We start from the raw sequence: 22,701 nt of genomic DNA on the forward strand, positions 1-22,701 counted from the left end.
GACTGGCCGGCGGAGAACAACCCGCTGGTCAACGCCCCGCACACCATGGCCGACCTGATGGACGCACAATGGGAGCGCCCCTACTCCCGTGAACTCGGCGCCTTCCCCTCCGAGGCGACCCGGGCGGCCAAGTACTGGCCGGCGGTCAATCGCGTCGACAACGTCTTCGGCGACCGGCAGCTGATCTGCTCCTGCCCGAGCATCGACGAATACCGTGACTGAAGGACGCGATTGAACGACGCGGCCGAACCGTCGAGGCGGCGCCCAACCGGCGCCGCCTGATCGTCAACGCCGGATCACCAACGTTCGTTCACCAACGCCTGATCTGCAACGCCTGATCTGTAACGCAAAGGGCCCCGCTTCGGCGGGGCCCTTTACGTCATGGCCTCGATCCCCTTCTCTCCGATCGAAGCCCTCTGGCGTCGTGTCAGCTCTCGATCGCCTCGCCATAGCCGAGGCGCTCGTGGCGGCGCTGCTCGCGGTAGCCCTCGAGCAGGCGCACATAGCGGCGCGGCATGTGCGCGCCGGCGCGACTCACCAGGTAGAGGTACTCGTGGGAGGCGTGGGCCAGGGAGAGCGCCTTGACCTGGCGCTGCCAGGGCGAGGTCTCCAGCACCACCCGCGAGACCACGGCGAAACCCAGGCCCCGCGCCACCGCATCCAGCACCATCCCCACCTCGTTGGTGAAGCCCTGGCGCGGGAAGTGGCTCATCGAGCGGAAATCGGGGAAATTGGCGCGCAGCAGCGCCCCGGCATGATCGTCGCCGCCCGGATAGTCGATCACCCCGAGCGCCATCAGGTCGCCCAGCCCGCTGCCGGCGAAATCCGCCGGCACCACCAGGCAGAGCGGCTCCTGGTGCCAGGGCTCGCAGTCGAGCTCCGGATGGCGCACCGGGTCGGTGACGATGCCGAGGTCGTGACGCCCGGAGAGCACGTCGGCGACGATCTCGCCGTTGAAGGCGAAGCTGTAGCTGACCGTGAGACCCGGCTGCATCTGCTGCTGGCCGAGGATGAACGGATAGAGCATCAGCCCGACGCTGCCCGGCGAGGCGAGGCGGCACTCGCCGCTGTCCAGGCTGTCGTTGTCCAGGGAGTGACGGAACTGCTCGTGCTCGGCGAACAGCTTGAGCGCGTAGTCGTAGGCGCGCCGACCGGCCTCGGTGAGCACGAAGCGACGCCCCTGGCGATCGAGCAGCGACTTGCCGAGATACTGCTCGAGCTTGCGGACGTGCTGGCTGACGCCGGGCTGCGTCATCTCGAGACGCCGGGCGGTACGCGTGAAGCTGCCGGTCTCGACCAGCGTGATGAAGGTGCGAAAATAGCGGGCGTTGAACATGGGATGTCACGTCGAGGGCAATGGCCGGGCAGCGATGATTCTACCAGCTCGCCGCCGGGGCCGCAGCGCTGCCCGCCCGACGGCGGCCGTGGTAGCATCGAGGCACGACCAATCCGGCCATGACGACAGGGAACGCCACGGATGCCCGACACCATTTCCACCACCATCTCACCGGAAGGCAGCCTCGAGATCCTCTCCCAGCAGGAGGTCGAGCGGCTGCACGATACCTCCCGCAGCGGGCTGCACGACCTGCTGCGCAACTGTTCGCTGGCGGTGCTCAACTGCGGCAACCTCACCGATGACGGCCTGGCCCTGCTCGAGACCTACCCGGACTTCGATATCGAGGTGCAGCAGCAGGATCGCGGCGTACGCCTGAAGATCACCAACGCCCCCGCCGAGGCCTTCGTCGACGGCAAGATGATCCGCGGCATCCGCGAGCACCTCTCGGCGGTTCTGCGCGACATCGTCTACGTCTACAACGAGATCCAGACCCGTCATCGCTTCGACCTGAATACTGCGGAAGGCACCACCAATGCGGTGTTCCATATCCTGAGAAAGGCCGGCACCCTCAAGCCCGGCCGGGATCCGAGCCTGGTGGTCTGCTGGGGCGGGCACTCGATCTCCCGCGAGGAGTACGACTACACCAAGTCGGTGGGCTACCACCTGGGGCTTCGGGAGCTCGACATCTGCACCGGCTGCGGGCCCGGCGCCATGAAGGGGCCCATGAAGGGCGCCAACGTGGCCCACGCCAAGCAGCGGCGCAGCCAGGGCCGCTACCTGGGGGTCTCGGAACCGGGCATCATCGCCGCCGAGGCGCCCAACCCCATCGTCAACGAGCTTGTCGTGATGCCCGACATCGAGAAGCGCCTGGAGGCCTTCGTGCGACTGGGCCACGGCATCCTGGTCTTCCCCGGCGGCGTGGGCACCGCCGAGGAGATCCTCTACCTGCTGGGAATCCTGCTCCACCCGGACAACACCGACATGGAGCTGCCGGTCATCTTCACCGGCCCGGCGAGCGCCGCCGATTACTTCAAGCGCATCGACGAGTTCCTGGTCTACACCCTGGGCGAGGAGGTACGCCGGCACTACCGCATCATCGTCGACGATCCCGTCGAGGTGGCGCGCGCCATGCGCATGAACATCGATCGCGTTGCCGAGTATCGCCGCAGCCGCCAGGACGCCTTCTACTACAACTGGCGCCTGACCGTGGCGCGCAACTTCCAGGAGCCCTTCGCACCCACCCACGAGGCCATGGCGAGCCTGGCGCTCCACCGGGAGCAGCCGGTGCACGAGCTCGCCGCCAACCTGCGCCGCGCCTTCTCGGGCATCGTCGCCGGCAACGTCAAGGAGCAGGGCCTGCGCGCCATCGAGGCCCATGGCCCCTTCCGGCTGCACGCCGAGCCGGAGCTGATGGCGCGCCTGGACGAGTTGCTCTCCTCCTTCGTCGATCAGGGACGCATGAAACTCGCCGGCGATTACGTGCCCTGCTACACGCTGGGCTAGCGCCGAACGCCGCTGGCTCATTTCATGACGGCATCGACAAGAAACCCGCCAAAAGGCGGGTTTCTTGTCTCTCGCGACCGGCATGGCGAGCCCACCTGCCGAGGTGGCCGGAGGCCGTTGCTAGGCGCTCACGGGACGCCACCACAGCCAGACCGCATGCAGCAGCAGGCCCAGGGTAGCCCCGTGAGAGGCGATCAGCTCCCAGCCGAAGAAGTCGCTGGTCAGGGCGTGCCAGGCCGTCATGCCGACCGCCCCCATCCCCAGGCAGAGCACCAGCCGCCGCACCAGCCCCGGCAGGCGCTTGCGCGCCTCGTCGCCGAGCATCCGCCACTGCACCAGGGTCGCGAGGGCGACCACGGCGAGGGCCATCAGCATCAGCGACTGGCGCGTCTCGAGACCGGCGGCCAGATAGCGCGGCAGGGTCGCCAGCATGAGCACGCCGAGCCCCAGCAGCAGGCTGACGCGCTCCGCGCTCGGTGTGGCGCCCATCTCAGGCCACCTTCAGCTGCTGGGCGTCGATCCACTCCTCGACCCAGGGCAATGCGGCGTCGTCGGCCATGAAGGTCTCCATGGCGTCGACTTCGAGGCGCTCACCGAGCCGCTGGGCACCCTGTCCCTCGAGCAGTTCGTCGAGGTAGCGTCCCGCGCCACAGAAGGTGTCCCCGTAGGAACTGTCGCCCAGGGCGATCAGGCCGTAGCGCAGGCTGCCGAGGCCGGGACTCTGTTCCTCGAGGGCCCGGGCGAACGGCACGATGTTGCCGGGCAGATCGCCACTGCCGGTGGTGGAGACGCAGAACAGCGCCAGGTCGGTGGGGGTGCCGATGAGGTCGTCCAGGGTCGGCTGGTCGAAGATCGCCACCTCATAGCCGGCCTCCTCGAAGAGCGGCTTGACCTGTTCGGCGACGTCCAGGGCGCCGCCATACATGGTGCCTACGATGATCTTGAGCATGGGCATGTCATGGATTTACCTGAGAATTTCACTCGGATATTAACATGAGGGTGCGGCATGGGGCCACGCCGGGATGACTGCCCTGGCCGAGGAGTCCGAGTATAATGGTCGGACATTCGCCCTTCCTGCTAGGAGAGACCATGCGGCATGCCTTCGAGACCTGGATCACGCCGATCATGATCGGCGCCCTGATCCTCTTCATGTGCTTCATCATCTGGGATCTGGCCAAGCAGTCCCAGGCCGGACGCTTCGGCACCATCATGCTGTTCGTGGTGCTGGGCGCCGGGATGCTGGGCTATGTGCTGAAGGTGGTGATCACCTGGACACTGGAGAGCGGCGTCGGCGTCTAGCCCTTGCCCTACACGGCGCCATCGGAGCGCCAGCGCAAAGACGCCACTCCGGGGAGTGGCGTCTTGCATGACGATCGGCGCTTTCAGTGAACCTCGCCCTCGTACCCTTCGACCTGGCTCTTGAGCTTCTGACCGGGCCGGAAGGTGACGACGCGCCGGGCGGAGATGGGAATCTCTTCGCCGGTCTTCGGATTGCGACCGGGGCGCTCGCGCTTGTCGCGCAGATCGAAGTTGCCGAACCCCGACAGCTTGACCTGCTCGTTTTCGCGCAGACAGCCACGGATCTCCTCGAAGAAGGCCTCCACCATGGACTTGGCCTCGCGCTTGGAGAGGCCAAGCTCGGCGTGCAGATGTTCGGCCAGTTCCGCCTTGGTCAACGCACCCATGTTGTCGTCCTCGTGGCGCTGGTCCTGCCGATCGCTTGAGCGAGCCTCGCTTGCGTGCGCCGCCGTATCACGCGACGTGGTCATGAACGCAGCTCGGCGCCCAGATGCTGGTACGATTCCGCGACGATGGCATCAACCAACTGATTGATTTCCTCGTCATTAAGCGTGCGCGATGGATGCTGCCAGGTCAAGCCCAGGGCCACGCTCTTGCGCCCCTCCGGCACGCCCTTGCCCTGATAGACATCGAACAGGTGCGAGTCCACCAGCCACTCGCCGGCCTGGCCGCGAAGGGTGTCCAGCAGCGACTGCACCGGCAGGTCGGCATCGACCAGGAAGGCCAGATCGCGACGCACCTCGGGATGGCGCGACAGCGGCGTGAAGGCCGGCACCCGACCCTGGGTGAGCGCATCGAGGCGCACCTCGAAGAGCAGCGCATCGACCTTGAGGCCCAGCTTGGCGCGCACCGCCGGGTGCAGGGTGCCGATCCAGCCGGCCTCCTCGCCACGGTGCAGGATGCGCGCGCACTGCCCCGGGTGAAGCGCCGGATGCTCACCCGGCTCGAAGCGCCAGGCCTCGGGCTCGCCGAGGGCCAGCAGGCTCTCCAGGTCGCCCTTGAGGTCGAAGAAGTCGACCGCCGCCTTGTCGCCGGACCAGCCCTCGGGCTCACGGGGGCCGCAGACCAGCGCGCCGAGCATCGGCAGCTGGTGCAGGTGGTCGAGCTCGCCGCGGAACACCAGGCCGGTCTCGAACAGCCGTACCCGACTCTGCTGACGGTTCAGGTTATGCTGCAAGGCACGCACCAGGCCCGGGAAGAGGCTCGCACGCATCACCGACAGGTCGCTGGAGATGGGGTTGGCGAGCGCCGGCGAGACGGCCTCGGGATGCAGCGCCTGCTGCAGGTCCGGGGCGACGAAGCTGTAGGTCACCGCCTCCTGGTAGCCGCGAGCGACCATCTGGCGACGCAGCCGGCCGAGCGGCGTGTGGGCCTCGTCGGCCGGGCGCAGCGCCAGGCGCAGCTGGGGACGACGCACCGGCAGCCGGTTGTAGCCGTGGATCCGCGCCACCTCCTCGATGAGGTCCTCCTCGATGGCGATGTCGAACCGCCAGCTCGGCACCTGCACCGCCCAGCCCTCGTCGATGGCCGTGACGCCAAGCCCCAGGCGCTCGAGGATCTCGCTGACCTCGTCACCCGGCAGCGACTTGCCGAGCGCCTGCTCGAGACGTGCCTCACGCAGCGTCGTCTGGCGGGCGCCGGGCAGGTGCGCCTCGCTTGCCACCTCGACCAGCGGTCCCGGCTCGCCGCCGGTGATCTCGAGCAGCAACGCGGTGGCGCGCTCGGCGGCCTCGCGGGCGAGTGCCGGGTCGACGCCACGCTCGAAGCGGTGGGAGGCATCGGTATGCAGGCCATAGCGACGGCCCTGGCCGGCCACGGCCAGCGGCGAGAAGAAGGCCGACTCGAGGAAGATGTCCCGGGTCTCGGCCGACACGCCGGAGTGCTCACCGCCCATGATGCCGGCGATGGCCAGCGGGCCGCGCTCGTCGGCGATCACCAGGGTGTCGTCAGACAGCGTGATCTCCTGGCCGTCGAGCAGTACCAGGCGCTCGCCTTCCCGTGCCAGCCGCACGATCACGCTGCCGTGCAGGTTGGCGCGGTCGAAGGCGTGCAGCGGCTGGCCGAGCTCGAGCATCACGTAGTTGGTGACATCCACCACCGGGTCGATGGCGCGGATGCCGCTGCGGCGCAGCCGCTCGACCATCCACAGCGGCGTCTCGGCGGTGACGTCGACGCCCTTGATCAGGCGGCCGAGGTAGCGTGGGCAGCGCTCACCATCCTCGACGCGCACCGGGAAGGTCTCGTCGTGGACGGGCGCCACCGGGGAAAGCCCGGGCCCTTCGACCGCCAGGCGGTTGAGCACCCCCACCTCGCGGGCCAGGCCCTTCAGGCTCAGGCAGTCGCCGCGGTTGGGGGTGAGGTCGACCTCGATGGTGTGGTCGTCCAGCCCCATGAAGCCGCGGAAGTCCTCGCCCACCGGCGCATCCGCCGGCAGCTCGAGGATGCCCTCGGAGGTCTCCTCCGCGAGGCCGAGCTCGGAGGCGGAGCAGATCATGCCGCGTGACTCGACGCCGCGCAGCTTGGCCTTCTTGATCTTGAAGTCGCCGGGCAGCACGGCGCCGACCCGGGCGAAGGGCACGCGCTGGCCCTCGGCCACGTTGGGCGCGCCGCAGACCACCTGCACCCGCTCGCCGCTGCCGTCGTCGACCTGGCAGACGTTGAGCTTGTCGGCGTCCGGGTGCGGGGCCTTGGCCACCACCTGGGCGACTACCACGTCGCTGAAAGTCGCGGCCACGGGCTCCACGGCATCGACTTCGAGGCCGGCCATGGTGATCTGATCGGCAAGCGCCTGAGTGGAAAGAGCCGGCGAGACCCAGTCGCGCAGCCACTGTTCGGAAAATTTCATGACAACTCCTGTGTTCTGCGTATCCGGTGGTCGATCAGGCGAACTGGCGCAGGAAGCGCAGGTCGTTGTCGAAGAACAGCCGCAAGTCGTTGACACCGTAGCGCAGCATGGCCAGGCGCTCGGCGCCCATGCCGAAGGCGAAACCGGTATAACGCTCGGTATCGATGCCGGAGTGGCGGAACACCTCGGGGTGCACCATGCCGCAGCCCATCACCTCCAGCCAGCCGCTGTGCGAGCAGACTCGGCAGCCGTCGCCCGAGCACATCACGCACTCGATATCGACCTCGGCCGAGGGCTCGGTGAAGGGGAAATAGGAGGGGCGGAAGCGCACCGAGAGATCGTCGCGCTCGAAGAAGGCGTGCAGGAAGTCCTGGATGGTGCCCTTGAGGTCGGCGAAGCTGACGTCCTCATCGACCAGCAGGCCCTCGACCTGATGGAACATCGGGGTGTGGGTCAGATCGGAGTCGCTGCGATAGACGCGGCCCGGGCAGACGATGCGGATCGGCGGCTCGGCCTCCTTCATGGTCCGCACCTGCACCGGCGAGGTGTGGGTGCGCAGCAGCCGGGTGGCGTCGAAGTAGAAGGTATCGGCCATGCCCCGCGCCGGGTGATGGGCGGGAATATTGAGGGCCTCGAAGTTGTGGTAGTCGTCCTCGATCTCCGGACCGACCGCCACGTCATAGCCGATGCGCGTGAACAGCGCCTCGATGCGCTCCAGGGTCAGGGTCACCGGGTGCAGGCCGCCGCTGGGCTGGCCGCGCCCCGGCAGGGTCACGTCCAGGCGCTCGGCGGCCAGGCGCGCTTCCAGCGCCGCCTTCTCCAGCGCCTGGCGGCGCTCGTCGAGTTCCTGGCCGAGCGCCTGCTTGGCCTGGTTAATCCGCTCCCCGGCGGCCGGGCGCTCCTCCGCGGGCAGCTTGCCGAGCCCCTTGAGCAGGGCGGTGATCTCGCCCTTCTTGCCGAGATAGCGGACACGCAGCTCGTCCAGCGCGGCCAGGCTCTCGGCGGCGTGGATGGCGTCGCGGGCCTCGGCAACCAGAGTGGGAAGGTGGTCCATCCGTTGAGCTCCGAAGTCTTTCAAAGAAGTCTTTCAAAAAAACAGGGGAAGAGCGGCTGCTCTTCCCCTGCGACGATCACGGACCGGCGGCGCGACACGAGCCGCTCACCGGCCAGGGTCGACTCCCTTACTGGGCAGCCTTGGCCTTCTCGACGATGGCGGCAAAGGCAGCCTTCTCGTGAACGGCCAGATCGGCCAGCACCTTGCGGTCGATCTCGATACCGGCCTTCTTCAGGCCACCGACGAAGCGGCTGTAGGACAGGCCGTGCTGGCGGGCACCGGCGTTGATACGCTGGATCCAAAGGGCACGGAACTGACGCTTGCGCTGGCGACGGTCGCGGTAAGCATACTGGCCGGCCTTGATGACGGCCTGCTTGGCGACGCGGAAGACGCGCGAACGGGCACCGTAGTAACCCTTGGCCTGCTTGAGAATCTTCTTGTGACGACGACGTGCGACGACACCACGCTTGACGCGAGTCATGGCTATCTCCTGACGTTAGAGGGGTTCACCCGGGAAGTTACAGAGTCGGCAACATCCGCTGGATGAGCGGCTTGTCGGCGGCATGGATCTGCTTCATCCCACGCAGCTGGCGCTTCCGCTTGGTGGACTTCTTGGTCAGGATGTGGCTACGGAACGACTGCTTGTGCTTGAAGCCGTTGGCCGTCTTCTTGAAGCGCTTGGCAGCGCCGCTGTTGCTCTTGATCTTCGGCATGAGACTAACTCCGCTCGAGGTTTTTTCAGAAAATTCGGGGCCGCCGGAAGGCACTCTTGCCTTCCGGCCGTTGGACGGGCCGTCGAATCACTTCTTCTTGGGGGCAATGATCATGATCATCTGGCGCCCTTCCATCTTCGGGAAGGACTCCACGGTACCCAGCTCCTCGAGGTCGTTGGCAATCCGTTCCATCAGCTTGCGGCCGATGTCCTGGTGCGCCATTTCACGACCGCGAAAACGCAGGGTGACCTTGCCCTTGTCGCCACCTTCGAGGAATCGAATCAGGTTCTTCATCTTGACCTGATAGTCACCCTCGTCGGTGCCAGGCCGGAATTTCACTTCCTTCACCTGGATCTGCTTCGTCTTCTTCTTCTGAGCAGACTTCTGCTTCTTCTGCTCGAAGACGAACTTGCCGTAATCCATGATCTTGCAGACGATGGGATCGGCGTTGGAAATCTGTACGAGGTCCATTCCGGCCGCTTCGGCTCGTTCCAGCGCCTCGCTGGTGGGCACGACGCCCAGCTGTTCGCCGTCGCTGTCGATCAGGCGAACCTGATCCTCGGTAATGCGCTCGTTCATCGGGGGGCGTTTATCCTGAACGCGCCCTCTAGGGTTGCTTCTCTTGATGGTTCCGTCTCCACTATCGCTTGGAAGATGTCGCTATTGCCGTTCGGTCTGAATCCGCTCGATGAAGGCGTCTACCGTCATCGTCCCGAGATTCTCGCCGCTGCGGGTGCGCAGGGCCACCGAGTCGGACTCGACTTCCTTATCTCCCACCACCAGGAGATAGGGGACCTTCTGCAACGTATGCTCACGGATTTTAAAGCCGATCTTCTCGTTCCTCAAGTCCGACTTGACGCGCAGACCGACTTTCTGCAGCCGTTCGACCAGCGAAACGGCGTAATCACGCTGAGCATCGGTGATGGTCATGACCACCGCCTGCTGCGGCGCCAGCCACAGCGGCATGGCCCCGGCGTAGTGCTCGATCAGGATGCCCAGGAAGCGTTCGAAGGAGCCGAGGATCGCGCGATGCAGCATGACCGGCGTCTTGCGCGCGCCATCCTCGTCGACGAACTGCGCCCCCAGGCGACCCGGCAGGTTGAAGTCGAGCTGCAGGGTACCACACTGCCAGACACGGTTGAGGCAGTCGCGCAGCGAGAACTCGATCTTGGGCCCGTAGAAGGCGCCCTCCCCCGGCTGCAGCTCCCAATCGAGACCGGTGGCGTTCAGGGCCGCCTCGAGACCCGCCTCGGCGCGATCCCACAGGGCAGGCTCGCCCATGAAGCCCTCGGGGCGCGTGGAGAGCTTGAGTTCCACGTCGTCGAAGCCGAGCTCCTTGTAGACCTGCAGGGTCAGGGCGATGAAGGCCTCGGCCTCGGCCTGGATCTGCCCCTCGGTGCAGAAGATGTGCGCGTCGTCCTGGGTGAAGCCGCGCACCCGCATCAGGCCGTGCAGCGAGCCGGACGGCTCGTTGCGATGGCAGCTGCCGAACTCGGCGAGGCGCAGCGGGAGGTCGCGATAGCTCTTCAGGCCCTGGTTGAACACCTGCACGTGGCAAGGACAGTTCATCGGCTTGACCGCGTACTCGCGCTTCTCCGACTCCGTGGTGAACATCAGCTCGCTGTAGTGCCCCCAGTGACCGGAGGCCTTCCACAGCGAGAGATCGACGACCTGAGGCGTCTTGATCTCCTGATAGCCGTGCTCGATCTGCACGCGGCGCATGTACTGCTCGAGCGCCTGGTAGATCGTCCAGCCGTTGGGGTGCCAGAAGACCATCCCCGGGGCCTCTTCCTGGAGATGGAAGAGATCCATCTTCTTGGCCAGCTTGCGGTGGTCACGCTTCTCGGCCTCCTCGAGGCGCTTGAGGTAGGCCTTGAGCTGTTTCTTGTCCCCCCAGGCGGTGCCGTAGATACGGGTCAGCATGGGGTTCTCGGCGTTGCCGCGCCAGTAGGCCCCGGCCAGCTTGGTCAGCTTGAACGCCTTGAGGTGCCGTGTATTGGGCACGTGAGGGCCCCGGCACATGTCGAGGTATTCCTCATGATGATAGAGACGAATGGTCTCTCCCTCGGGAATACCGCGCACCAGCTCCTGCTTGTAGGGCTCGTCGCGATGCAGGAACTGCAGCATGGCATGATCGCGATCGACATACTCGCGCACCACGTCGTACTCGTGATCGATCAGCGCCTTCATGCGCGCCTCGATGGTCTCGAGGTCCTCGGGAGTGACCGAGCGTCCGAAGTCGACATCGTAATAGAAGCCGTCCTCGATCACCGGACCGATGGCCATCTTGGCGTCGGGATAGAGCTGCTTGACGGCATGGCCGATCAGGTGGGCACAGGAGTGGCGAATGACCTCGAGGCCCTCCTCGTCACGAGCGGTGAGGATCGCCACCTCGGCGTCGTGATCGATGATATCGGCGGCATCCACCTGAACACCGTCGATCTTGCCGGCCACACAGGCCTTGGCGAGACCGGGACCGATACTCTCGGCCAGCTGCATCACGCTGAGGGGTTCGTCGAAGGTTCTCTGACTGCCGTCGGGCAGGGTCACGATGGGCATGAAGGCTTCCTTGTGCGCAGTGGTGATCCATACCAGGGATCACGTGTCGCCAGACGAATGGTCGTGGTCTGAAAGACGCATAGCCTAGCAGAAGCGCCCCCGGTGGCGCCACGGGGGGAGTGGCCAGGGGGACGACACCGTGACACGAAAGAAGGCGCCCGCAGGCGCCTTCTCTCGTACTCGCATCACGCCCCGGGGACCGGGGCGGTGGATCGGGTCAGGGCAGGATCACTCCCACTCACCCAGCTCCACGCGACGGTTCTCGGCGCGGCCAGCGTCGGTCTCGTTGCTGGCCACCGGCTGGGTCTCGCCGTAGCCGATGGTGCGCATGCGATCCATCGAGACGCCCTGGCTCGCCAGGTAGTCGGCGACGGAGTCGGCACGACGCTGGGAGAGGTCCTGGTTGTAGCTGTCGCTACCCACGGCATCGGTGTGGCCTTCGATGCGTACACGAACGCTCTCGTTGGCACGCAGCTTCTCGGCGACACTATCGAGAATGTCCTCGGCGCCCATGGTCAGGACGGCAGAGTCGAACTCGAAGTTGACGTCGCGCAGCACCAGGTCTTCCTCGCAGCCCAAGGCGTTGACCTCGGCACCGGCCGGGGTACCCGGGCACTGGTCCTGATAGTCCGGCACGCCGTCACCATCGGAGTCCAGCGGGCAACCCACGGCATCCACGGCCACGCCGGCCGGCGTGCCCGGGCACTGGTCGTCGGCATCGTAGACGCCATCGCCGTCGGTATCGCGCGGCGCCTCCACGGGCGTGCGGTTGGGCTCGGCACAAAGCAGGCCGCCGATCACGGCGCCAGCGGTGCCGCCGATGGCTGCACCGCTGTCCTCGTCGGACTCACCGCTGGTCGCGTAGCCGATGCCGCCGCCGATCAGGCCGCCGGCGAGGCTGCAGACGAAGGGAGATTGATACCAGGCACGGTCAGAGGACACGCCGCTGTCCATGCTGGAGGATTGTGACCCCGAGCTAGCACAGCCGGAAAGCCCGACCACCAGCGCGGAACCAAGCAACAAACCAGTCGTTGATTTTTTCATGCAAGACTCCTTCTTCTTAACTACATCCCGGCACGGCAAGCAGTGCCATGGCCAGGGGGTTCCGAGGAATGAACCGAGGGAAACGGCCCCCGAACCGCTTCCTGCACTCTCCAAGAAAGCACGTAAAGCCTTTCTCGGCCAGTTCCAGGCACGGCGGCTAGCGCATCCCATGCATATTAGCCGTCAACGTGAAGGGCCAAGCTTGCCGCAGAGCCTGGTCGGTTGCAATCGTTGGATGGCCTCGCCTCGGGGTGTCTCTGCCGTCGCGACGTAGCTGACAATCAGTGCAGACTGCCCGGCCATCCGCGACGAAATTCGATCACCGCCGTCGCGGCCTTGAGCACCGGTTCGCGCATCTCATCCTCGACCGCCAGACGCTCACGGTCCTCCTGGAACCGCGCCTTCGGCGTCAAGGCCTTGCGGGCGGCATGGGTATGCAGGTGCTGGGTACGGCGGTGAACCTCGTCGAAGGCCTGGAAATCGGGGCGCTTGGTCAGGTCCTGATCGAGAATCTCCAGCAGCACCTTGCAGCGCCAGGAGCCCTCGGTGATGTCGACCTGCTCCTGGGCCAGCGCCGAGGCCACCATCTCGAGATTCTCCAGACAGTTGTCATGGGCACGCCGAAGCTCCTCTTCCCGGAAGGTCCGACGCCGGCGCACTTCCTTCCAGAGCGTGAAGGCATAAGCCCCGAGACCGGCGATGATCGCCAGCCCCAGGCCGAGGAGTATGAGGGCCAGGGTCGAGTTCATGGGCTTGTCCCGTATCGGTTCGTGTCAGGGGCCTTCATTCTACACGCCGCCCGGCGGGGCCCGAAATCGCCCTGCTCCGGGCCGGCGAGGCAGCGCGAACTGCATGCCGCAAGAGTCGGCAGGCGGCCTGCGCCTTGGGTAGAATTGCCCCTTCACCCACCGTGCATGGAACGATGGAACGACGATGCCCACACTCGACGACACTCAGACCACGCCCTCGGGGCCATCTCTCTCAGCGCGGATCGGCCTGTGGCTGGGCCCGCTCTGGGTGCTGCTGACCCTGCTTGCGCCGGCCCCCACCGGCATGTCCGACCCGGCCTGGGCCTGTGCCGGCCTGGCGCTGCTGATGGCCACCTGGTGGTCGACCGAGGCCATTCCGATCCCCGCCACGTCGCTGCTGCCGCTGGCCCTGGTGCCGGCGCTGGGCATCGGCGACATGAAGGAGACCGCGGCCAGCTACGCCAACCCGATCATCTACCTCTTCCTCGGCGGCTTCCTGCTCGGCATCGCCATGCAGCGCTGGGCCCTGCACCGGCGCATCGCCCTGCACGTCCTGCGCGTGGTCGGCCACCAGCCACGTCGCCAGATCGGCGGCTTCATGCTGGCCACCGGCTTTCTCAGCATGTGGGTCTCCAATACCGCCACCGCCATCATGATGCTGCCCATCGGCATGTCGGTGATCAGCCTACTGGACGACGCCGACCCGGCAGAGCTCAACCGCTACGCCACGGCCCTGCTGCTGGCGATCGCCTACTCCGCCAGCATCGGGGGCGTGGCGACCCTGATCGGCACCCCGCCCAATGCCCTGCTGGCCGGCTACCTGGCCGAGGACCGTGGCATCGATCTGGGCTTCGCCCAGTGGATGATGATCGGCCTGCCGATCAGTGCGGCCATGATGGTCTGCGCCTGGTGGTGGCTGACGCGCCGCGACTTCAACCTTGAGGCCGGTGACGACAGTGCCGGCATGGTGAGAGACGAACTGGCGAAGCTCGGCCGGATCGGGGCACCCGAGCGCCGCGTGGGCATCATCTTCCTGCTGGCGGCGATGACCTGGATGCTGCGGCCGCTGCTCAACGATGCCGGCATCGACTGGCTCTCCGACACGGGCATCGCCATCATCGCCGGCATCGCCCTGTTCCTGGTGCCGGCGGGCCGCGACGATGGCTCACGCCTGATGGACTGGGACGCCGCCAAGGAGCTGCCCTGGGGCATCCTGCTGCTGTTCGGGGGCGGGCTGGCACTGGCCGGGGCCATCAGCCACTCGGGGCTGGCGGAGTGGATCGCCCAGCAGCTCGGCATCTTTGGAACCTTTCCCCTGCTGGCGATGGTCGGCGTGGTGGTGCTGGTGATCATCTTCCTCACCGAAGTGACCTCCAACACCGCCACCGCGGCCGCCTTCCTGCCCCTGCTCGGCGCCCTGGCCCTATCGCTGGACATCTCCCCCCTGTTGATCACGGTGCCCGCGGCGATCGCCGCCAGCTGCGCCTTCATGATGCCGGTGGCCACGCCGCCCAATGCCATCGTCTTCGCCACCGGTCGCATGAAGATCCAGTCGATGATCCACGCCGGCTTCATGCTCAACCTGATCAGCACGCTGGTCGTGACCCTGATGGCCTACTTCCTGATCCTCGCCTTCTGGTGAGAGATCAATCGCTTGGACACGCAGAGAGCCCGGCCGCCAGGCCGGGCTCTCTTCATCTGGGCTCCAGACATCCGCGCTGGTGTCGTTCCGGCACGGCTCGCCGCCTGACTCAGCCGGCGAGCATCCAGGCCTCGGCATAGTGATCCAGCAGCAGCACGCCGAACACGCCCAGGATATAGCGGATGGAGAACCAGAAGGCCGCCAGCGGGGCCTTGGGATCCCGGCCGCGCCAGACCCGCCAGTTCCAGACCATGAAGCGCGCGTTGAGGGCCGTCACCCCGACGAGATAGAGCGCCCCGCTCATGCCGATGGCGAACGGCAGCAGCGTGACCGCCACCGTCAGCCAGCCATAGAGCCAGACCTGCAGGCGCGTGAACGCCTCGCCGTGGGTGACCGGCAGCATCGGCACGCCGGCCCGGGCGTACTCGTCGCGCTTGTGGATCGCCAGCGCCCAGAAGTGCGGCGGCGTCCAGGCGAAGATGATCAGCATCAGCAGCAGCGGCTCGGGGCCGAGCTGTCCGGTGACCGCCGTCCAGCCGAGCAGCGGTGGCGCCGCCCCGGCGACCCCGCCAATCACGATGTTCTGGGGCGTGGCATGCTTGAGGAAGGCGGTATAGATCAGCGCATAGCCGATCAGCGACCCCAGGGTCAGCCAGGCCGTGAGCGGGTTGACCTGCCAGGCCAGCAGTCCGATGCCGCAGACCGAGAGCAGCGTCGCCCAGCCAAGCGCCAGCCCCGTGGGCAACCGCTGGGTCGCCAGGGGACGGCCCGCGGTGCGCAGCATCAAGGCGTCGAGGCGGCGATCGACCACGTGGTTGAAGGCCGCCGCGCCACCGGCCGCGAGGCCGATTCCGGCCAGGCCGAAGATCACCGCCGCGGCTCCAGGCAACGGTGCGGCCAGCAGCATGCCGACCAGGGTGCAGACCAGCATCACCGCTACCACCCGGGGCTTGCACAGCGTGTAGAGATCCCGCCAGCTCCAGCCGGCGAGCGGACCGACCGCGGCACGTTCCATCACGATCTCAGACATGAGCCCACTCCTTCTTCGTTTCCGAACCCTTCGCCTTCGTTGCGGCGACACCCTGCGCCACACTCGACCAGCGCCAGTGCCACAGGGCGAGCGTCATGGCGGCCACCAGCGCCACCGCGCCGGCGGTATGCAGCAAGGCAAGCCATAGCGGCAGCCACGCCAGCACGTTGGCAATGCCCAGCCCCAGCTGCACAACGAAGGCACCGATCAGCAACGCCAGCCAGGGGCGCATCCCGGCCGCGTGGCGATGACGCTTGGCCAGCAGCAGCAGGCCGAGACCGAGCGCCAGGGCGCCGAGCCGATGCCCGACCTGGATGGCGCTGCGCGCCTCGGCATGCAGCTGCCCGTGCAGGTAGTTGGGCCCCACCGTCTGGGTCAGGTGGAACCCCTCGCTCCAGTCCAGGCTCGGCCACCACTGACCGTTGCAGGTGGGAAAGCCCTGACAGGCGATCCCGGCATAGTTGCTCGAGGTCCAGCCGCCGAGTGCCAGCTGGGCAACGAGAATCACCAGCGCCACCCGCCACAGAGGGGTCAGCGGCCGCGGGCGTCCGCGCTGCTGCTCGCCGGGCCGGAAGCGCCGCAGGCGCAGGTGAAGCCAGAGGAAGAGCACCATCACGCTGAGCCCGCCCAGCAGGTGCAGGGTGACCACCTGGGGCCACAGCTTCAGCGTGACGGTGAAGGCACCGAAGGCGCCCTGCATCAGGATCACGCCGAGCAGCGCCAGGCTGGTACGCCATGGATACCCCGCCGCGCGGCGCCAGCGAGCGCCCAGCACGATCAGCGTGATCACCAGCAGCCCGAGCAGGGAGGCGAGATAGCGGTGCACCATCTCCACCCAGGCCTTGGCCGACTCCAGCGGCACCGCCGGCGAGTGAGCCAGGGCACGATCGGCATCCGGCACCACCAGGGCACCGTAGCAGCCCGGCCAGTCGGGGCAGCCGAGGCCCGCATCCACCAGCCGCGTCCAGGCGCCCACCAGCACCACCAGGGCGGTGAAGATCACTCCCGCGAGACTCAGCCTCACCAGCCAGCGACGGCGGGCCTCCAGGCGCTCGACTCGCTCATCCCCGACCATCGGCAGCGTCTCCCGAGGCTGGTTCGCTCACTGCGGCGTCGCCCGCGCCTGTCGTTTCCCGGGCCGTCTGGGCCGGGTCTGTCTCCGTGGTGGCCGTGGCATACTTCGCCAGGGGTGACTCGGGATTGAGACGCAGCAGGCGGCGCAGATCGGTCAGGACATCCGAGGCCGCCACCCCGGGGCCGTAGCCGAGCACCGCGCGCCCCTCGGGATCGAGAATCCACAGACGATGAGCGCCGCGCCACTCGGCCGCATCCGTCCACTCCGCCACGGCGGCCCCGGGCAGCGGCGTGCCGTCGCCGCCGATCCGCAGGCGACTGACCCGGTCGGCCTCGCGCCCCAGGGCGCGATGCAGCCGCCACCAGCGATCGGCGTCCTCGCCGCAGGCCTCGCCGCAGTCGAAGACCAGCAGCCAGTCGCCCTCCCCGTCCTTCTCCACCGCCGTCAGCGGCCACTGCGCAAGCCTGGGCAGCTTGGGCTGAAGCTCGCCGTGGGCGGTGCGACCCTCGGGGATGCCCAGGCGCCACTGCACCATGCCCCAGGCCAGCACCACGGGCAGCGCGAAGATCGCGAAGAAGGCCAGCAGCTTCAGGCGCTGGCGTCCGGAATGGGTCATCGGGAAGGCTCCTTGCTCGGGGAGGGGATCGAGTCGGGCCGCGCGAGGCGACGCGCGCCCACCAGCATGATCACCAGGGCAGCCAGGGCGAGCCCCCACCACTGGACGGCGTAGCCCAGGTGGCGGGCCGGCGGCACGACGCTGGGTTGCCACCAGGAGGCGAGGTGGCCAGGCCCCTGCTCGAGGTGCAGCCAGCCGTCATGGGCGAAGCGGTCGTCGAGACGCCAGGCCGCGAGATCCATGCGCTGCAGGCGATTGCCCTCGCGATTGGGGCCATAGAGGGGCGCCGCATCGCCCGACGCCTGCCAGCGCCCTTCCAGTCGAACCCTGCCATTGGGCGTCTCGACCCTCGGGTCGTCCCGGGTCGGGCCGGTCGCCAGGAAGCCCCGCTGGATGAGCCAGAGCTGGCCCTGCTGATCGCGAAAGGGCGTGAGGGGCGCCACGCCGAGCTGCCCCTCATGGGTGCGGTTATCGAGAAACAGCGTCTCCTCGGCCAGATACTCCCCGCGCAGCACGACGCGGGCGCCGGGCGGCGGGGTCTCGGTCGGCGATTCCAGTCGCGGCGCCGCCTCAAGGCGCGCCAGGTACTCGCGCTTGTCGGCGGCCCGCTCCCACTGCCATAGTCCCAGAGCGAGACCCGCCATCACCAGGCAGGACCAGAATCCCCACCAGCCGAGCAGACGCGCCGGAAGTCGGCGACGATGCCGCTTCGCTGCCGACGCTTTCATGGAGCCGTGAATGTTACTCAAGATAATGATTGCTCTCGTCTTTCTCGCCATGGTGATCAGTCTCGCCGCGGGCGCCGGCTTCCTGATCCGGGACGGGGGACGCTCCCGCCGCGTCCTGGTCTCGCTCAAGCTGCGCGTGGGCCTGGCGACGCTGCTGCTGGCCCTGCTGTTCTTCGGCTTCTATCTCGGCGACCTCGGCGCCTGAGGGGTTCAAAAGACATAGACGAAGGTGAAGAGCCCGATCCACACCACGTCGACGAAGTGCCAGTACCAGGCCCCCGCCTCGAAGGCGAAGTGATCATCGGCGGTGAAGTGCCCGCGATACACGCGCCATAGCATCACCGCCAGGATGATGGTGCCGATGATCACGTGCAGGCCGTGAAAGCCGGTGAGCAGGAAGAAGGTCGCGCCGTAGATCCCGGCCTGCAGGGTGATCCCGTAGTGCGCATAGGCCTCGTAGTACTCGACCCCCTGAACGGTGATGAAGGTGAGGCCCAGCAGCACCGTGACGGTGAGCCAGAAGCGGGCGCTGTCGCGAAAACCCTCCTTCAGACCTTCGTGGGCGATGGTCAGCGTAATGCTGGAGCTCACCAGGATCAGGGTGTTGACCAGCGGCAGATGCCAGGGGCTGAAGGTCTCACTCGGGCCCTCGATGCTCGCATCCGGCGGGTTCAGCAGCGGCCAGGACGCGGTGAAATCGGGCCACAGCAGCGAGGCCACGCCCTTGGCGCCCTCCCCGTCCAGCCACGGCAGCGCGAAGGTACGCACGTAGAAGAGCGCGCCGAAGAAGGCCGCGAAGAACATCACCTCCGAGAAGATGAACCAGCCCATTCCCCAGCGGAAGGAGCGATCCATCTGGGCATCGTATAGCCCACCCCGCGACTCGCGGATGACATCGCGAAACCACAGCGTCATCACCGCGAGGATGGCGAGCAGGCCGACCACCATCACCGGCATCCCCGCCAGGCCGTGCACCAGCAGGGTGCCCGTGCCGATCATCATCGCCCCCAGCGACAGCGATCCCAGGATCGGCCACTTGCTGGACTCGGGTACGTAGTAGCTGCCACCACTCATGCGCTATCTCCTTCTGTGATCGGCCCACGGAGCGCGACCTCGGACTGCGTCGACGTAACGGGATAGAGGGTGTAGACCAGGGTCACCGTCTTGATATCAGCAGGCAGATCCCGGGTCAGCTGGAAGACCAGGGGCGCCTTCAACCGCTCGCCGGCCGTCAGCTGCTGCTCCTGGAAGCAGAAGCAGGTCAGCTTGCGCAGATGCAGCGAGGCCGCCGACGGCGAAACGCTGGGCACCGCGCGAGCACGGGTCGTCTCGTCACCGTTGTTGCGGAAGGTGAAGAACACCTCCTCGCGCTGCCCGGGATGCAGGCGGATCTGGCGGGTGTCCACCTCGAGATGCCAGGGCAGGCCCTGACTGCCCCGGGTAATGAACTGCACCGTCACGGTTCGCGAGGCGTCGACCTCCTGCTCCACCAGCGGCTGGGCTCGCGCGCTGGTCTTGCCGTTGAGGCCGGTCAGATCGCAGAAGACGTCGTAAAGCGGCACCAGGGCGAAGGCGAAGACGAACATGCCGGCGAGCACCACCAGGGTGCGCATCACGGTGCGCCTGACCCCTTCTCGGCCCGCGGCCTGCTCATCACGGCTGCTCATGGCTGCCTCCTCTGCCCGTGCGGGCTCGCTCAATGCTCGCGGGGGTGAAACGTCGGGGGCGTCTCGAAGGTGTGCAGCGGCGCCGGGCTCGGCACGCTCCACTCAAGATCCTCGGCCCCCTCCCAGGCCTTGGCCGGTGCCTTCTCACCGCCGCGCACGCACTTGATGATCACCAGCACGAAGAGCAACTGGGAGGCACCGAACAGGAAGCCACCGAGACTCGAGGCGAGGTTGAAGTCGGCGAACTGCAGTGCGTAGTCGGGAATGCGGCGCGGCATGCCGGCCAGCCCCGAGAAGTGCATCGGGAAGAAGGTCAGGTTCACGCCGATCACCGACAGCCAGAAGTGCCACTGCGACAGGCGCAGCGGCGGATAGTGGCCGGTCCATTTGGGGAGCCAGTAGTAGGCCCCGGCGAGGATCGCGAAGAGCGCCCCGGGCACCAGCACGTAGTGGAAGTGCGCCACCACGAAGTAGGTGTCGTGGTACTGGAAGTCGGCTGGCGCGATGGCCAGCATCAGCCCCGAGAAACCACCGACCGTGAACTGCACCACGAAGGCCAGGGCGAACAGCATGGGCGGTTCGAAGCTGATCGAGCCGCGGAACATCGTCGCCACCCAGTTGAAGACCTTCACGCCGGTCGGTACCGCGATCAGCATGGTGGTGTACATGAAGAACAGCTCGGCCACCAGTGGCAGGCCGACGATGAACATGTGGTGCGCCCAGACCATGAAGGAGAGGATCGCGATGGCCGCCGTGGCGTAGACCATGGAGGCGTAGCCGAACAGGCGCTTGCGAGAGAAGGTCGGAATGATCGCCGAGACGATGCCGAACGCCGGCAGGATCATGATGTAGACCTCGGGGTGCCCGAAGAACCAGAACAGGTGCTGGAACAGCACCGGGTCACCGCCGCCGGCGGCATTGAAGAAGCTGGTGCCGAAGTTGATGTCCATCAGCATCATGGTGATCACCCCGGCGAGCACCGGCATCACGGCGATCAGCAGGAAGGCGGTGATCAGCCAGGTCCAGACGAACAGCGGCATGTCCATCATGCGCATCCCCGGCGCCCGCAGGTTGAGGATGGTCGCGATGATGTTGATGGCCCCCAGGATCGAGCTGATGCCGGCAAGGTGCAGCGACAGGATGAAGAAGCTGGTGGAGGGCGGCGCGTAGGTGGTCGAGAGCGGCGCGTAGAAGGTCCAGCCGAAGTTGGGCCCGCCCCCCGGCATGAGCAGGGTCGAGAGCAGCAGCAGGAAGGCCACCGGCAGCAGCCAGAAGCTGAAGTTATTGAGTCGCGGCAGGGCCATGTCGGGGGCGCCGATCTGCAGCGGCACCATCCAGTTGGCCAGGCCAACGAAGGCCGGCATGATCGCACCGAACACCATGATCAGGCCGTGCATGGTGGTCATCTGGTTGAAGAACTCGGGCTGCACCAGCTGCAGGCCGGGCTGGAACAGCTCGGCACGCACCACCAGGGCGAAGATCCCGCCGATGAAGAACATGGTCAGGGAGAAGAGCAGGTAGAGCGTGCCGATCTCCTTGTGGTTGGTGGTCAAGAGCCAGCGCATCAGCCCGCGTGGGCGAGCATGCCCGGCCTCGGCCATGCCACCGGCGGTGGTTGTGCTGTACTGCGGAGTCGGCTTGGGTGGCAGGTGGGAAGCCATCGGACATCTCCTGTTGGCCGTCACGAAAGAGGAGCGGAAGAGCCGGTCATTCGCCCTGGGCGGCGAGGCGCTCGGCGATCTCCGACGGTTGCACGGCGTCACCGGCCTCGTTACCCCAGGCGTTGCGCTCGTAGGTGACCACCGCGGCGATCTCGACAGGGCTGAGCGTGTTGCGGAACGCCGGCATGGCAGAGCCCGCCACGCCATCGATCACGGTGCTGATGTGGCGATCCCGCTCGCCCAGCAGCGCCTGGTTGCCCGCCAGCGCCGGGAAAGCCGGCGGACTGCCACTGCCATCCGGCTGGTGGCAGGCGGCACATACCGCGCCATAGGTCTGCTCGCCGCGGGCCATCAGCTCATCCAGGCTCCACTCGCGGTCGGCGCTCATCGCCTCCTGCTGGGCCGCTTGCTTGCGCTGGGCCATCCATTCCTCGAAGCGCTCCGGCTCGACGGCCTCGACCACCACCGGCATGAAGCCGTGGTTCCGACCACAGAGTTCGGCGCACTGACCGCGATAGATGCCGGGCTCGTCGATGCGCACCCAGTTCTCGTTGACGAAGCCGGGCACGGCATCCTGCTTGACGGCGAGATCGGGCACCCACCAGGAGTGAATGACGTCGTCCGAGGTCAACAGCAGACGCACCTTCTGACCCACCGGCAGCACCAGGGGCTCGTCCACCTCGAGCAGGTAGTTCTCGCCCTTCTCGCTGGTGCCGCTGATCTGCTCGCGCGACGTGCTCAGGTTGGACGTGAAGGCGACATCCTCGCCCAGGTAGTCGTAGCGCCAACGCCACTGCTGCCCGGTGACCATCACATCGAGGTCGGCTTCCGAGGGGTCATACATGGTCTTGAGAGTCGCGGTGGCGGGTACCGCCATGGCCACCAGGATCAACAGCGGTATCGCCGTCCAGATGACCTCCACGCTGGTGTGCTCGTGGAAGGTGGCGGCCTTGGCGCCGCGCGAGTGGCGGTACCGGAAGAGGGAATAGAACATCGCCCCGAAGACGATCACCCCGATGACCACGCAGATCCAGAAGATGATCATGTGCAGAGAGTAGATATCGCGACTCACCGCGGTGACACCCTCCGGCATGTTCCAGCCGTTGGCGAGCGCCATCGGGGTCAGGGCTGCCAAGCTCCCCACTCCCGTCATCCACACAAGCAGCCAGCGCATCGGCGC

Annotated in this window: 25 protein-coding genes; 5 read left to right on the top strand and 20 right to left on the bottom strand. The window is 66.9% G+C overall.

Going from position 1 to position 22,701, the window contains the following annotated elements; genetic code table 11:
• On the top strand, nt 1–222 hold a 222-nt coding region (locus ACGTNG_RS14345), incomplete at its 5' end, for a hypothetical protein (protein ID WP_394797208.1).
• Nucleotides 223–427: 205 nt separating this feature from the next.
• On the opposite strand, the gene ACGTNG_RS14350 is transcribed toward ACGTNG_RS14345, so the two are convergent.
• Complete coding sequence (locus ACGTNG_RS14350) at nt 428–1,336, bottom strand: LysR family transcriptional regulator (RefSeq protein ID WP_394797209.1); 909 nt, start codon at nt 1,334–1,336, stop codon at nt 428–430.
• A gap of 141 nt (nt 1,337–1,477) precedes the next feature.
• Here ACGTNG_RS14350 and ppnN point away from each other — a divergent pair, with 141 nt between their 5' ends.
• Nucleotides 1,478–2,839: a nucleotide 5'-monophosphate nucleosidase PpnN gene (gene ppnN, locus ACGTNG_RS14355; RefSeq protein ID WP_394797210.1), complete on the top strand. Its 1,362-nt coding sequence runs from the start codon at nt 1,478–1,480 to the stop codon at nt 2,837–2,839.
• Between the two features lie 120 nt (nt 2,840–2,959).
• On the opposite strand, the gene ACGTNG_RS14360 is transcribed toward ppnN, so the two are convergent.
• Both ACGTNG_RS14360 and ACGTNG_RS14365 read right to left on the bottom strand, forming a co-directional pair.
• The gene (locus ACGTNG_RS14360) at nt 2,960–3,328 is read right to left on the bottom strand and encodes a hypothetical protein (protein ID WP_394797211.1); all 369 of its coding nucleotides are present in this window, start codon (nt 3,326–3,328) and stop codon (nt 2,960–2,962) included.
• A 1-nt stretch (nt 3,329) separates the two neighbouring features.
• Nucleotides 3,330–3,794, bottom strand: a complete 465-nt coding sequence (locus tag ACGTNG_RS14365; protein WP_394797212.1) for a flavodoxin — start codon at nt 3,792–3,794, stop codon at nt 3,330–3,332.
• A gap of 134 nt (nt 3,795–3,928) precedes the next feature.
• On the opposite strand from ACGTNG_RS14365, the gene ACGTNG_RS14370 reads away from it, so the two are divergent.
• A complete protein-coding gene (locus ACGTNG_RS14370; RefSeq protein ID WP_394797213.1) occupies nt 3,929–4,138 on the top strand; it encodes a DUF2788 domain-containing protein in 210 nt (69 codons plus the stop codon).
• Between the two features lie 83 nt (nt 4,139–4,221).
• On the opposite strand, the gene ihfA is transcribed toward ACGTNG_RS14370, so the two are convergent.
• The 9 genes from ihfA to ACGTNG_RS14415 all read right to left on the bottom strand — a co-directional run bounded on the left by ihfA (nt 4,222) and on the right by ACGTNG_RS14415 (nt 13,102).
• Nucleotides 4,222–4,524 (bottom strand): integration host factor subunit alpha, encoded by a 303-nt coding sequence (gene ihfA, locus ACGTNG_RS14375; protein ID WP_108446744.1) that lies wholly within the window; start codon nt 4,522–4,524, stop codon nt 4,222–4,224.
• Between the two features lie 80 nt (nt 4,525–4,604).
• Nucleotides 4,605–6,983 (bottom strand): phenylalanine--tRNA ligase subunit beta, encoded by a 2,379-nt coding sequence (gene pheT / locus ACGTNG_RS14380; RefSeq protein WP_394797214.1) that lies wholly within the window; start codon nt 6,981–6,983, stop codon nt 4,605–4,607.
• Nucleotides 6,984–7,017: 34 nt separating this feature from the next.
• Nucleotides 7,018–8,037 (bottom strand): phenylalanine--tRNA ligase subunit alpha, encoded by a 1,020-nt coding sequence (gene pheS, locus ACGTNG_RS14385; protein ID WP_394797215.1) that lies wholly within the window; start codon nt 8,035–8,037, stop codon nt 7,018–7,020.
• A 127-nt stretch (nt 8,038–8,164) separates the two neighbouring features.
• Nucleotides 8,165–8,518, bottom strand: coding sequence for a 50S ribosomal protein L20 (rplT, locus tag ACGTNG_RS14390; protein ID WP_021817421.1), 354 nt, complete (start codon nt 8,516–8,518; stop codon nt 8,165–8,167).
• Nucleotides 8,519–8,555: 37 nt separating this feature from the next.
• Entirely contained in the window at nt 8,556–8,750 is a 195-nt protein-coding gene (gene rpmI, locus ACGTNG_RS14395) for a 50S ribosomal protein L35 (RefSeq protein ID WP_089848836.1), read from the bottom strand.
• An 87-nt stretch (nt 8,751–8,837) separates the two neighbouring features.
• The gene (gene infC / locus ACGTNG_RS14400) at nt 8,838–9,377 is read right to left on the bottom strand and encodes a translation initiation factor IF-3 (RefSeq protein WP_394797525.1); all 540 of its coding nucleotides are present in this window, start codon (nt 9,375–9,377) and stop codon (nt 8,838–8,840) included.
• Between the two features lie 33 nt (nt 9,378–9,410).
• A complete protein-coding gene (gene thrS / locus ACGTNG_RS14405; protein ID WP_394797216.1) occupies nt 9,411–11,309 on the bottom strand; it encodes a threonine--tRNA ligase in 1,899 nt (632 codons plus the stop codon).
• Nucleotides 11,310–11,537: 228 nt separating this feature from the next.
• Entirely contained in the window at nt 11,538–12,353 is an 816-nt protein-coding gene (locus ACGTNG_RS14410) for an OmpA family protein (protein WP_394797217.1), read from the bottom strand.
• 281 nt (nt 12,354–12,634) lie between these two features.
• Nucleotides 12,635–13,102 carry a DUF2489 domain-containing protein gene (locus ACGTNG_RS14415; protein WP_394797218.1) on the bottom strand — a complete coding sequence of 156 codons (468 nt, stop codon included), beginning with the start codon at nt 13,100–13,102 and terminating at the stop codon, nt 12,635–12,637.
• A gap of 184 nt (nt 13,103–13,286) precedes the next feature.
• On the opposite strand from ACGTNG_RS14415, the gene ACGTNG_RS14420 reads away from it, so the two are divergent.
• Nucleotides 13,287–14,744 (top strand): SLC13 family permease, encoded by a 1,458-nt coding sequence (locus ACGTNG_RS14420; protein WP_394797219.1) that lies wholly within the window; start codon nt 13,287–13,289, stop codon nt 14,742–14,744.
• Between the two features lie 109 nt (nt 14,745–14,853).
• Here ACGTNG_RS14420 and cyoE read toward each other — a convergent pair whose 3' ends face one another.
• The 4 genes from cyoE to ACGTNG_RS14440 are packed head-to-tail and all read right to left on the bottom strand — an operon-like array spanning nt 14,854 to nt 18,214.
• Nucleotides 14,854–15,774 (bottom strand): heme o synthase, encoded by a 921-nt coding sequence (gene cyoE, locus ACGTNG_RS14425; protein WP_394797220.1) that lies wholly within the window; start codon nt 15,772–15,774, stop codon nt 14,854–14,856.
• Nucleotides 15,767–16,849 carry a COX15/CtaA family protein gene (locus tag ACGTNG_RS14430; RefSeq protein WP_394797221.1) on the bottom strand — a complete coding sequence of 361 codons (1,083 nt, stop codon included), beginning with the start codon at nt 16,847–16,849 and terminating at the stop codon, nt 15,767–15,769. The genes cyoE and ACGTNG_RS14430 overlap by 8 nt, the downstream gene beginning before the upstream one ends.
• The gene (locus ACGTNG_RS14435; RefSeq protein ID WP_394797222.1) at nt 16,836–17,465 is read right to left on the bottom strand and encodes a redox-active disulfide-containing membrane protein; all 630 of its coding nucleotides are present in this window, start codon (nt 17,463–17,465) and stop codon (nt 16,836–16,838) included. The genes ACGTNG_RS14430 and ACGTNG_RS14435 overlap by 14 nt, the downstream gene beginning before the upstream one ends.
• Nucleotides 17,462–18,214 carry an SURF1 family protein gene (locus ACGTNG_RS14440; RefSeq protein ID WP_394797223.1) on the bottom strand — a complete coding sequence of 251 codons (753 nt, stop codon included), beginning with the start codon at nt 18,212–18,214 and terminating at the stop codon, nt 17,462–17,464. The genes ACGTNG_RS14435 and ACGTNG_RS14440 overlap by 4 nt, the downstream gene beginning before the upstream one ends.
• On the opposite strand from ACGTNG_RS14440, the gene ACGTNG_RS14445 reads away from it, so the two are divergent.
• The gene (locus ACGTNG_RS14445) at nt 18,204–18,398 is read left to right on the top strand and encodes a DUF2909 family protein (protein ID WP_394797224.1); all 195 of its coding nucleotides are present in this window, start codon (nt 18,204–18,206) and stop codon (nt 18,396–18,398) included. The two genes, ACGTNG_RS14440 and ACGTNG_RS14445, sit on opposite strands and share 11 nt — an antisense overlap.
• A gap of 5 nt (nt 18,399–18,403) precedes the next feature.
• Here ACGTNG_RS14445 and ACGTNG_RS14450 read toward each other — a convergent pair whose 3' ends face one another.
• Genes ACGTNG_RS14450 through coxB form a run of 4 tightly spaced genes read right to left on the bottom strand, consistent with a single transcriptional unit; the run spans nt 18,404 to nt 22,695 of the window.
• Entirely contained in the window at nt 18,404–19,267 is an 864-nt protein-coding gene (locus tag ACGTNG_RS14450; RefSeq protein WP_394797225.1) for a cytochrome c oxidase subunit 3, read from the bottom strand.
• Nucleotides 19,264–19,860, bottom strand: a complete 597-nt coding sequence (locus ACGTNG_RS14455; protein WP_394797226.1) for a cytochrome c oxidase assembly protein — start codon at nt 19,858–19,860, stop codon at nt 19,264–19,266. The genes ACGTNG_RS14450 and ACGTNG_RS14455 overlap by 4 nt, the downstream gene beginning before the upstream one ends.
• Nucleotides 19,861–19,889: 29 nt before the next feature.
• Nucleotides 19,890–21,521: a cytochrome c oxidase subunit I gene (gene ctaD, locus ACGTNG_RS14460; RefSeq protein ID WP_394797227.1), complete on the bottom strand. Its 1,632-nt coding sequence runs from the start codon at nt 21,519–21,521 to the stop codon at nt 19,890–19,892.
• Nucleotides 21,522–21,567: 46 nt separating this feature from the next.
• Nucleotides 21,568–22,695 (bottom strand): cytochrome c oxidase subunit II, encoded by a 1,128-nt coding sequence (gene coxB, locus ACGTNG_RS14465; protein WP_394797228.1) that lies wholly within the window; start codon nt 22,693–22,695, stop codon nt 21,568–21,570.
• Nucleotides 22,696–22,701: the final 6 nt, after the last annotated feature.

The sequence above is a fragment of the Halomonas sp. B23F22_3 genome (assembly GCF_043496965.1).
In the GTDB taxonomy this organism is placed as follows: Bacteria; Pseudomonadota; Gammaproteobacteria; order Pseudomonadales; family Halomonadaceae; genus Halomonas.